Origin of the sequence: Erythrobacter sp. HI0063, from assembly GCF_001635685.1 — a bacterium.
GTDB lineage: Bacteria > Pseudomonadota > Alphaproteobacteria > Sphingomonadales > Sphingomonadaceae > Qipengyuania.
In genome coordinates this window covers 1-11,060 of record NZ_LWFF01000091.1, presented here as the reverse complement: position 1 = coordinate 11,060, position 11,060 = coordinate 1, and the positions used below count along the sequence as shown (strand labels likewise).

General features: G+C 64.9%; 7 protein-coding genes and 1 pseudogene. 2 read left to right on the top strand and 6 right to left on the bottom strand.

Going from position 1 to position 11,060, the window contains the following annotated elements:
- Positions 1-708 (top strand): type 1 glutamine amidotransferase (locus A3736_RS04240; RefSeq protein WP_067679619.1); only part of this gene is annotated, 708 nt, incomplete at its 5' end.
- Here A3736_RS04240 and A3736_RS04235 read toward each other — a convergent pair.
- The 4 genes from A3736_RS04235 to A3736_RS04220 form a co-directional block, all read right to left on the bottom strand.
- Positions 705-2,777, bottom strand: a complete 2,073-nt coding sequence (locus A3736_RS04235; RefSeq protein ID WP_067679616.1) for a S9 family peptidase — start codon at positions 2,775-2,777, stop codon at positions 705-707. The genes A3736_RS04240 and A3736_RS04235 overlap by 4 nt on opposite strands.
- Before the next feature lie 92 nt (positions 2,778-2,869).
- The gene (locus A3736_RS04230; RefSeq protein WP_067679612.1) at positions 2,870-3,301 is read right to left on the bottom strand and encodes a hypothetical protein; all 432 of its coding nucleotides are present in this window, start codon (positions 3,299-3,301) and stop codon (positions 2,870-2,872) included.
- Between the two features lie 45 nt (positions 3,302-3,346).
- A complete protein-coding gene (locus A3736_RS04225) occupies positions 3,347-5,695 on the bottom strand; it encodes a DNA translocase FtsK 4TM domain-containing protein (protein ID WP_067679610.1) in 2,349 nt (782 codons plus the stop codon).
- 82 nt (positions 5,696-5,777) lie between these two features.
- Positions 5,778-6,341: a thiamine phosphate synthase gene (locus A3736_RS04220; RefSeq protein WP_067679608.1), complete on the bottom strand. Its 564-nt coding sequence runs from the start codon at positions 6,339-6,341 to the stop codon at positions 5,778-5,780.
- A gap of 21 nt (positions 6,342-6,362) precedes the next feature.
- Here A3736_RS04220 and A3736_RS04215 point away from each other — a divergent pair, with 21 nt between their 5' ends.
- On the top strand, positions 6,363-7,034 hold the full coding sequence (locus A3736_RS04215; protein WP_067679606.1) for a YggS family pyridoxal phosphate-dependent enzyme: 672 nt from the start codon (positions 6,363-6,365) through the stop codon (positions 7,032-7,034).
- An 87-nt stretch (positions 7,035-7,121) separates the two neighbouring features.
- On the opposite strand, the gene A3736_RS04210 is transcribed toward A3736_RS04215, so the two are convergent.
- Together A3736_RS04210 and A3736_RS17365 are read right to left on the bottom strand one after the other, a co-directional pair.
- Positions 7,122-9,848: a TonB-dependent receptor gene (locus A3736_RS04210; protein WP_067679604.1), complete on the bottom strand. Its 2,727-nt coding sequence runs from the start codon at positions 9,846-9,848 to the stop codon at positions 7,122-7,124.
- A gap of 84 nt (positions 9,849-9,932) precedes the next feature.
- Positions 9,933-11,060 (bottom strand): annotated as a pseudogene (locus A3736_RS17365) (bifunctional uridylyltransferase/uridylyl-removing protein); the annotation flags it as partial.

Here is an 11,060-nt window from a genome sequence, read left to right as displayed (position 1 = left end):
CCCTCCGACGATGGCGCGCTCCCGCTCTCGGCCAAGGACATCGCGGCGTACGATGCGGTCTTCATCACGGGATCGCCGCTGCATGTTTACGAGGACAGTCCGGTAGTCGATCGTCAGCTCGCCTTCATGCGGGCTGTGTTCGCCAGCGGGACGCCTTCTTTCGGGTCCTGCGCGGGATTGCAGGTCGCGGTCGCAGCGGCGGGCGGAACGGTGCGTCGGATGCCCCAACGGTTGGAGGCGGGAATTTCGCGCCGGATCACCGCGACGGCGCAGGGGCGCGATCATCCTCTGCTCGCCGGGCGTCCCGCCGTGTGGGATGCGCCCGCGCTCCATGCCGACGAGGTCGAGTGCCTGCCCGACAACGCGCTGGTGCTGGCGGGCAATGCGGTCACGCCGGTACAGGCCGCCGAAATCCGCCACGATCGGGGCATCTTCTGGGGCGTGCAGTATCATCCCGAACTGAGCCTGGCTGAAATCGCTGACGCTCTGCGCCGCGAAAGCGATGCGCTGGTGAAAGCGGATCTCGCGCGGAGCGAGGGCGAGGTCGAGGAGCAGGCCCGGCTCTACGACGCGCTCGATTGCGAGCCGGAAAGCCGCGCGCTGCAATGGCGGCTCGGCGTGGACGGCGAGCTGGCTCTCGAAGAGAGGCGGCGGCTGGAAATCACGAATTTCCTCGCCGCCATCCCCTCGCTCGATCGGCGCGCCTAGCCGCCCGGTTGGGCCTCCAGCCCTTCGACGAACTCGGCCCCGGTCACGATTTCGGCGGTCGAAGCGCCCAGCGTATCGCCGATCGCTTCCGCCCGTCCGCCGAGGCACGCGGCGAGGAAATTCTCGGTCACGGCGTTGAAGGCGATGTTGTTGGTAGGCTTGGCGAAGCCGTGGCCCTCATCCGGATAGACGACATAGGTCACCGGAATGCCGCGCTCTTCCATGGCTGCCACGATCTGATCGCTTTCCGCTTGATTGACGCGCGGATCGTTCGCGCCCTGGCCGATCAGCAGCGGCTTGGTGATCCGGTCCGCCTTGTAGAGGGGGGAGGCTTCCTTGATCAGCGCCAGCCCTTCCTCCGTGTTGGGATTGCCCATCCGGTCATGGAATTGCGAGATCAGCGGGGCCCAATAAGGCGGAATGGTCGACAGCAGCGTTTCGAGATTCGATGGCCCGACGATGTCCACGCCGCAGGCAAAGGTTTCGGGCGTGAAGGTCAGGCCCACTAGCGTGGCATAGCCGCCATAGGACCCGCCCATGATCGCCACTTGATCGCGCGGCGCGATGCCCTCGTTCACCGCCCATTCGACCGCGTCGATCAGATCGTCATGCATCTTTTTCGACCATTCGAGATTACTGGCATTGATGAAATTCTTGCCGAATCCGGTCGAGCCACGGAAATTGACGCTCATCACCGCATAGCCGCGATTGGCGAGCCATTGGTGGGTGGCATTGTAGCCATAGCCGTCGCGCGCCCAGGGTCCGCCATGGACCAGCAGCACCATCGGCACCGGGCTGTCGGGCACACCGTCTGCATCGCTGTCGCTGCCCGGCGGCAGAGTGAGGTAGCTCGGCAGCGTCAGCCCGTCGCGGCTCGTCAGTTCTAGCGTGTGCATCGGCTGCAAAGGCGCGTCTTCCAGTTCGGGGCGCCCCACATAGAGCCGCGTCAGTGTTCCGGCGTCGCGATCGTAGAGATAGGCGGCGCTCGGCTCGACCACCGGATCGTTGCCCACGATCCATTTGCGATCGTCGTCGGTGCGCGACTGGATCCCGTATTGCCCTTCCAGATTGGCATCGAGGAAATCCAGCGCGGCCTTGATGTCGGGATCGGTCGCGGTCCACTCTGTCTTGAGGTAATCGACCGAATAGGCCTCGATCTCGCCGGTATCCTGATCGCGGATCGAACCGCCGATATCGGCGCGCTCGTCCTCCGCGATAACGCGAGTCTCACCCGTGGCAACATCCATGGCGACGAGCGCGGCGGTGTTCCGCCCGCGGCTGTCGTACCAATACATGGTCTTGCCGTCGGTGGTGAAGCCGGCGGGCGATGTCGTCAGCGAATCTTCCATGTCGGTGGAGCTGAAGGGTTCCGGCGCGATCACATTGTCTTCGACCTTGAAGACATCCATGCCGCCGGTCTGGTTGGGGCGCAGCGCCACCCGCACGTCGAGATTGTCGTCGGCCATGAAGCCCGCATAGCCTTCGTTCTCGATCAGCTTGGTCAGCTCTCCCGAGCCGAGGTCGAGGCGATAGACGTCATGAAAGCGCGGATCGCGATTGTTGAGGCTGACCAGAATGGCGTCCTTGATCGTGGTCGATGCGCCGATGATCTGGACGCGCGTATCCTCGAACGGAGTCAGCGTGGTTTCCGCGCCCGTTTCCACGTTCACGCCGTAGAGCAGGAAGTTCTCGTCCCCGCCCTTGTCCTGAACGTAGAGCACGCTCTTTCCGTCCGGCGCCCAGAAATACTGGCGGATCGGCCGGTCGGTGGAGCCGGTGATGGCGCGCGCCTGATCGGGATCGTCAGCGGGGGCGAGCCAGATGTTCAGCACCCCGTCCCTGGGCGCAAGCCATGTCAGATACGCGCCGTCAGGACTGATCTGAGCGGAGGCGCGCGTCGGATTGCCGAACAGCGCCTCGCGCGCGATCAGCGGATAGGCGGACAGATCCTGCCCGGCAGGGGCGGTCGCGGCGGGTGATGTCATCGAAGGGTCCTGGCTTAGAGCGGGCGTGCCGGACAGCAGCCCGGCGGCAAGAGCGGTTAGGCTGGCTTTACGAAGCATGGTCATGTGAGGTTCCCCTTATCTGGACGATACACCTGTATTGCCCAGATAATACACAACCGAACCTGCGGTGAAAGCCTTTCGATCGAAAGGCGCTTTCATCGTTCCGTGCGGAAGCCTCGCACCAGTCCGACCACGAAGAGCGACCATCCCACCGTCATTCCGGCGATTCCGCCGAGCACAAGAACCGAGACCATCGTCTGCGCGAGCGGGCCGGCATCGTAACCGGCACCCGCGATCGGCAGGCTGTCGCCCGCACCGGTCGCAGCCGACAGGGTGAGGCCGAACCACAGGGCGTATATGCCCGCCACCACGCTCCAGCGCGCCACGGCGGACCAGAGCGAGGACAGCGCGACCCAGCGCCAGACCAGGCCGAAGATCATCAGCGCAATGCCGCTCTGAACGGCGGTCAGATGCGCCGACAGCGCCATGCGCGGATTGAGGAAGGACTGGACCAGCACCCCTTCGATCAGGCCCAGCAGGAACAGGATCGCTCCGGCCAGGATCGGCATCCGCGCGGCATCTTGCATTTCAGGCCACTCCCCCGTTCGGGCGCTTCGATCCGCGCCGGGCGTCTAGATCGGGTTCCCGTCGCGATCGCGGAAGATCTCGCGGCGGCCGACATGGTCGGATGCGCTGACGAGGCCTTCGCTTTCCATCCGCTCGATCCATTTCGCCGCCGTGTTGTAGCCCACGCCCATCTGGCGCTGGAGCCACGATCCGCTCGCCTTCTGGTTCTCGAATACGATCTGGCAGGCCTGGCGATATTTGCGCTCTTCGGGATCGTCGCTCGCCGTCAGCTCGTCGTCGAAGCCGAAGCCGCCGCCTTCCTCCGGCTCTTCCGTGACGGCATCGACATAGTCGGGCGTGCCCTGGCCGCGCCAGTGATCGGCCACCGCCTCGACCTCCTCGTCGGACACGAAGGGCCCATGCACACGCACCATCGCACCGGTATTGGGCTTGTAGAGCATATCGCCCTTGCCCAGCAGCTGTTCCGATCCCTGCTCGCCGAGGATGGTGCGCGAATCGATCCGGCTGGTGACCTTGAAGCTGATCCGGGTCGGTAGGTTCGCTTTGATGACGCCGGTGATGACGTCGACCGAGGGGCGCTGCGTCGCCATGATGAGGTGGATGCCCGCCGCGCGGCTCTTCTGGCTGAGGCGCTGGATCAGCACCTCGATTTCCTTGCCGACGGTCACCATCAGATCGGCCAACTCGTCCACGATCAGCACGATCTGGGGCAGGACTTCGTAATCGAGCTGTTCTTCCTCGTAGATCTCCTCGCCGGTTTCGGGATCGAAGCCGGTCTGGACGCGTCGGCCCAGCGGCGCGCCCTTGGCGATCGAGGCCTTCACCTTTTCGTTGAACGAATGGATGTTGCGCGAATTGACGCTGGACATCATGCGATAGCGTTTCTCCATCTCGCCCACCGCCCATTTCAAAGCACGCACCGATTTGTGCGGTTCGGTCACGACGGGGGAGAGGAGGTGCGGGATATCGTCGTAGCTCTTGAGCTCCAGCACCTTGGGATCGATCAGGATCAGGCGGCACTCGGTCGGCGTGAAGCGATAGAGCAGCGACAAGAGGATACAGTTCAGCCCCACCGACTTACCCGACCCGGTTGTGCCCGCGACGAGCAGGTGGGGCATGGCGGCGAGATCGGCGATGATCGGTTCGCCCGCGATATCCTTGCCCAGGATCATGGGCAGATTGCCCTTGGCCTCCGCGAAATCTTCCGATTCGGCCAGTTCCTTGAACGCGACCGTCTGGCGGTCGGCATTGGGTAGTTCGATACCGATCACGGTCTTGCCCGGAATCGGGGATACGCGCGCGCTGATCGCGGACATGTTGCGGGCGATATCTTCGGCGAGGCCCACCACGCGGCTGGCCTTGATGCCCGGCGCGGGTTCCAGCTCGTACATGGTCACGACCGGGCCGGCGCGCACCGCCACGATCTCGCCCTTGACGTTGAAATCGTCGAGCACGTTTTCGAGCAGGCGGGCGTTCCGCTCCAGCGCCATCTTGTCGAGCTTCGCGACCTTCTGTTCACCCGGATCGGCGAGCAGGTCGAGGCTGGGCAGATCGTATTCGGCAAACATGTCGCGCTGGCGGGGCTTGGCCGCCGGTTCCGCCCGCCGCGGCGCGGACGTGGGATCGGAGATTTCGGGTGCGCGGCGGGGCGAAGCGGGCTCTTCCGCAAGCGGTTCGGCAGCTTCTTCGGCTCGCGCGCGGCGTTCCTTGCGGCGGGGGAGAGGAAGGATCTCGCTGTCGGCGATCTTGTCCGCGATGCGCGGGGCGCGGCGCAGGAATTCGGGCAGAGTCAGGAATTGCACCCAGTCGATCGCGAAGACGCGCGTGACCAGCGCCCCTCCGCCGAACAGTGCGACGATCCCGGCGAGCGCGATGATCCAGCCCGACGCGCCTTCGGGGAAGCGCCCTGCCACGGCCTCGATCCCGCCCGCGCCCAGCAGGCCCGCGAGCCCGCCGAACCCGGCCGGAAGCCCATTGGCGCTGCCTTCGAACACCAGCGCGAGCACGGTGGCGAGCAGGACCATGGCGGCCAGCAGCATGGCGAAGGGCCGCCACCAGCGGCCTTCATCGGCGGAACTGTCGGTCTCGATCCCGCGCCACAACCGGCGGGCTGAAATATAGAGCAGTGGCAGCAACAGCACGGCGGTGAGGCCGAAATAATACAGCGCGCGTTCCGCCGCCCAGGCGCCGCTCGATCCCATCCAGTTGGCGATATCGCTATCGGCGGCGGCGGTGGACTGGCTGGGATCGGTCTGCGCATAGCTCGCGAGCGACAGGGCCAGGAACAGCGTGCCGAGGCTCAGCACGGCGGCACCCGCGATCTGGCCTGCACGCCGGAGCGAGCGCCGGAAGGCGGCCTTCCAGTCGGTTACCGTCATTGCCTGGCTTGCCATGAAAGATCCTTCCCGCCCTGTCTCGTACTAGGGCGCCCCCTATGCGGCTCGGTACTGTTATGAGTGGGGCAGGAGTCCGAGGTCAAGCGCTGTTCGGCAGACGGGTCAGACCGTCGATGGCGGCCCAGCGCGGCCAGTCGAGCGCGGCGGCGCGATGAACCGTCATTCCGCCCAGAGCGATCACGGGGAGAGTGGTGGACCGGGCGAGGGCGAGAAATGTCTCGCGCCCCAGCGATGCGCCGCCCGGATGCGAGCGCGTGGGAAAGACCGGCGACAGGAACACGCCATCGGCCCGCGCGCGCTCAGCTGCGGCCAGTTCGCCTGCATCATGCGCGGTGGCGAGCCGCAGAAGGCCGGGGCGAGGCGGGCCGATCCGGTCGGTGGCGCCGTAGATTCCGTCCGCGCCGTATTCTTGGGCCTGCGCCGGAGTGCCCGACAGGACGATGCGATGGCCGCGCTCTCTCGCATGCTCCGCCAGCACCTCGAACCGTGCGGCGCGCTCTGTGGGGGCGAGGTTATAGTGCCGGTATACGAAGCCAGATCCCGGCGGCAGGCGGTCGAGCGAATCCTCGAGCTGCGCATCGTTGCGCGCATCGGACAGGAGCCAGAGGCAAGGCAGATCGGCGGAAGGCTGGCACTGTGTCACGCAACCGCTATAGCGCGCCCCATGTCCGAACGCGCCCCCGTTTCAACCCCACTCGCCCATGTTCGCGAGGCGATCGCCCATAGCTGCAAGATCGCCCGCCGCGAGCCCGACGAGGTGACTTTGATCGCGGTCAGCAAGACTCGCTCCGCCGGGGAGATCGAGCCGCTGCTCGAACAGGGGCAGCGCGCGTTCGGTGAAAACCGGGTGCAGGAAGCGCAGGCGAAATGGCCGGGCTTGCGCGAACGGTTTCCCGACGCGGAACTGCATCTGATCGGCCAGCTCCAGTCGAACAAGGCGGAGGATGCGGTGGCTTTGTTCGATTGCATCCACGCGCTCGACCGGCCGAGCCTGGTCAAGGCGCTCGCCAAGGCGTTCGACAAGACCGGTCGGCGCGTGCCCTGCTTCGTCCAGGTCGATGTGGGCGACGAGAAGCAGAAGGGCGGTTGCCCGGTCGCTGAACTGTCCGGCCTGCTCGACCAGGCGCGCGACGCCGATATTCCGGTGCGCGGCCTGATGTGCCTGCCGCCCGCCGATATCGAACCCGCGCCCTTCTTCGCCCTGCTCGGCAAGCTGGCGTTGGATCATGGCCTCCCCGATCTCAGCATGGGGATGAGCGGGGATTACGAGACTGCGATCATGCTTGGCGCGACGCATGTGCGCGTGGGCACGGCGCTGTTCGGCCCGCGAGACTGACGTCCCACCGTTCCCAAGGCAATCGGTCGGATACGAAAAAGGGCGCCCCTCGCGGGGCGCCCTTCTCCTCTCCAATCGGTAAACCGGTCAGAACTTGCCGCGCACCGTGATCCCGTAGGTCCGGGGCTCGGCGAGATAGGCCGAGAAGGTCTGCTGCGGCGCCACGAAGGAGGTGTTGAACGCGACCTGCGTGTAATCCACGTCGAACAGGTTCTGCACCCAGCCTTCCACCGCGAAGCGATCGGCGATGTTGGTGAGGCCGATACGGCCGTTCACGATCGCATACCCGTCCTGTTCCTTGCCGTAGAGCAGGTCCGAACCGGTGTTGTAATCGCTGGTCATGCGGACGTTGAAGAAGACCAGGCCCTTCATTCCGCTCTCGCCGAGCGGCGGCGTCCAGGTGACGGACGAGGTCGCCACGATCTGCGGCGCGTTCGACAGATTGTCGCCCGGCAGCAGACGCAGCGCCGGATCGAGCGGCACGCCGCTGTCGTTCCCGATCAGATTGTCTTCATAGCTGGTGTCGGAATAGGTGAAGCCGAAGGTGAAGCCCAGATCGCGGATCGGGTTGACCGTCGCTTCGACTTCCACGCCCTGCGCGATCACGCCGGGGGCCACCGCGTCGGGATTGCAGGCACCGGTAGCGGCGCTGGCATCCTGATCGGCACCGCCCAGATTGTCGTCACAGGAATTGACGTTCTGCACCAGGAAGACCGAACCGTTGAAGGTGTTCAGCTGGAAATTCGTGAATTCCTGGCGGAACGCCGCGAGGCTCAGCCCGAATTCGCGGGTCGAGTACTTCGCGCCGACTTCGTAGGCATTCACGGTCTCTTCCGCGAACTGCAGCACCGACGGATTGATCGCGGCGGCGTTGAACGCCACCGGGTTCGACAGTGCCGAACGGTCGAGGTTGAAGCCGCCCGCCTTGTACCCGCGCGAATAGGACGCGTAGGTCATGAGGTCGGGGGTCGGCTTCCAGCTCAGGATCGCCGTGCCGGTGAATTCGTCCTCGTCCCGCTCGTCCGAGATGGAAACGCCGTTCAATTCGGACGTCGAATTGCCCTGGCAGGACAGCGCCAGCAGGCCACCCGCCAAGCCGCCGAGCGCCGGATTGGTAAGCAGCGGACGCAGCAGGGCACGGTTTGCCGGGCAGAACACGTTGTCGTTGCCGAACGTGGCGTCCAGCGTCTTGGTTTCGTTGGTGTAACGAAGGCCAAGCGTCAGATCGATATTGTCGGTGATGTGGAAGATGTTGTGCGTGAACAGCGCGAAGTTTTCGCTGTTCTGATTGTACTGGTCGCCGGTCGAACCGCGATCGCGGACCTGGGCGAGATTGTTGATCGCACCCACGATCAGCGGCGTCGCCGGGCCGAAGGCGCCAGCACCGCCATTCGCGAGCGTCAGCGCCGCGATATTGGGGCCGAAGCAATTGGCGGCACCGGGGTTGGCGAGCGCCGGGTTGATCGCCAGAGCGATACGGCAATTGGCGAAGGTGCCGTATTGGGTGCCGAACCGCAGATTGTCCTTAACCGTCAGGTCTTCATTGGCGTAATAGCCGCCGACCAGCCAGTCGAGCCGGTCGTTGAAGACCGAACCGGACAGGCGCAGTTCCTGGGTAAAGGTTTCGAACGCGCGCGCGCCGCCGAATTCGTTGGGCGCGCGATAGAGCAGGTCGACCTGCGTGTAGTCGGTGTCCGAGCCCTGGAAGTTCGAATATTCGCGATAGCCGGTGATCGAGGTCAGCGTGACATTGCCGAAATCCCAGTTAAGTTCGCCGGAAACCCCGTAATCCTCGGTTTCGCCGTCATAGCTGCGACCGGGCGTGATGTAGATATCGCGGTTGAAGGTCGACTGGGTCAGCGCGTTGGGATTCTGGCCGAGGCCGAGCAGGATGTTGACGATCGGGTTGCCGGTGCTGGTCAGCGCGGGCGACCCGCCGACCGGGCGGGTGAACGGATCGAGTCCGGGCGATACGCGGGCCAGCGGTGCGAAATCGGGCTGCACGAAGGTCGCGGCGCAGCACGCCTCTTCCTTCTTCGAATAATCGCCGACCAGGCGGAAGGTCAGGTTCTCGGTCGGTTCGAACAGCAACTGGCCCCGCACCAGATACCGGTCGCGATTGTTGATCTTCACGTCGTTGACGACATCGTTGTAGAAGCCGTCACGCTCGAAATAAACGCCGTCGACACGCGCAGCGATGGTGTCGCCGAGCGGCACGTTCACGCCGCCTTCGACCTTAATCGCGTCGTAATTCCCGTAGGTGAAGGCACCGTAGCCCGAGAACTGGAATTCCGGCGGCGCGGTGTAGATGCTGATGAGACCGGCAGAGGCGTTACGGCCGCCGAGCGTGCCCTGCGGGCCGCGCAGGATTTCGACTCGGTCGAGCGGGCCGAGTTCGGACAGCGCACTACCCGAACGCGAACGATAGACCCCGTCGACGAACACTGCGACCGAGCTTTCGAGGCCGGGATTGTCGCCGACGGTGCCGATGCCGCGAATACGGGCCGATCCGTTCGCTTCGTTACCCGTCGAGGAGACGAGGAGCGAGGGGGCGACCTGGTTCAGTTCGCGAATGTCGCTGGTGCCCGAATTCTGCAGCGTTTCGCCCGAAACGGCGGAAACGGCCACGGGAACGTCGGCCAGAACCTGCGCACGGCCCTGCGCCGTCACGATGATGACATTGTTGTCTTCGACATCGGCGTTTTCGAGCTGACCGTCGGGAGACTGGTCCTGAGCATAGGCGGCTTGGGGAATCATCGCCGCACCGGCCCCAAGCAGGGCGAGCACGCGTAACGACGCGAACTGGGATTTCATGCACTCTCTCCTGAGTTTTATGGTTATGACATGATTGCATAGCTATGCACGGCAAACTTGCAACAATCTATCGACAGGCGCCGTTCAAGCGTCCTCCAACCGTGCCTGTAATGCATCACTTGCCGCTTCGAGCAGGGCGGCCTCGATCCGGGCGAGACGGGCCTCGCCGGTGATTTTAGAGCCGGTTACGTCGGTGACGTAGAAGGTATCCGCCGCGCGCTCTCCATAGGCAGTGATATGCGCCGACTGGACCACCAGCCCCTCTTCGAACAGCGCCCGGCTGAGGCGGTTGAGAAGCGCCGAGCGGTCGCGCGCATTGACTTCGATCACGGTGAACCGGTTCGAGGCCTTGTTGTCGAACACGATGCGCGGATCGACGTCGAACGCCTTGGACCGGCTGTGGGGCAGCGGGCGCTGGGCCAGGCGCGGTTCCAGGTCGATCCGGTTGGCGAGCGCATCGGCGATCGATTTCTTCAACCGTTCGAGCTGGCCCTCCTCCATGAAGGGGCGACCGTGCGGATCCTGCACGAGGAAATTGTCGACCGCCCAGCCGTCGCGAGAAGTGTGGATGCGCGCGTCGATGATGTTCCCACCCGCCAAATGGATGCCGCCCGCGATGCGATAGAACAGGCCGGGATGGTCGGCGGCGATCACTGTCACCAGCGTGGCGCCGCGCTCCTCGTAGAATTCGCAATGGATCGAGAGCGCGTGATCGGCCTCGCGCGCGGCGTGGTAATGGACCAGATTGATCGCGGCGATATCGGCCGGTTCGGCGATCCAGTAGGCATCGTCCAACCGCTCGCCCACGCTGGCGACGAGATCGCTGCGCGCGCCCAGCCGTTCGGAAACCTCGGCGCGCTTGGCCGCCACGCGCTCGTGCCGCCCATGCCGCGCATGGCCGAGCCTCAAGCGCTCCTGCGATAGGTCGAACAACTCGCCCAGCAGCTGACCCTTCCAGCTGTTCCAGGTTCCCGGCCCCACGGCGCGGATGTCCACGGCGGTCAGGATGGCGAGATGGCGCAGCCGTTCCAGCCCCTGCACCGTGGCGACGAAATCCTCCACCGTCTTGGGATCGGTCAGGTCGCGCTTCTGCGCGGTGTGACTCATCAACAGGTGATGGAGCACCAGCCAGGCGACCAGCTCGGTCTCGTTTTCGTTGAGGCCGAACCGCGGGCACAATTCGCGCGCCACTTCCGCGCCCAGGATCGAATG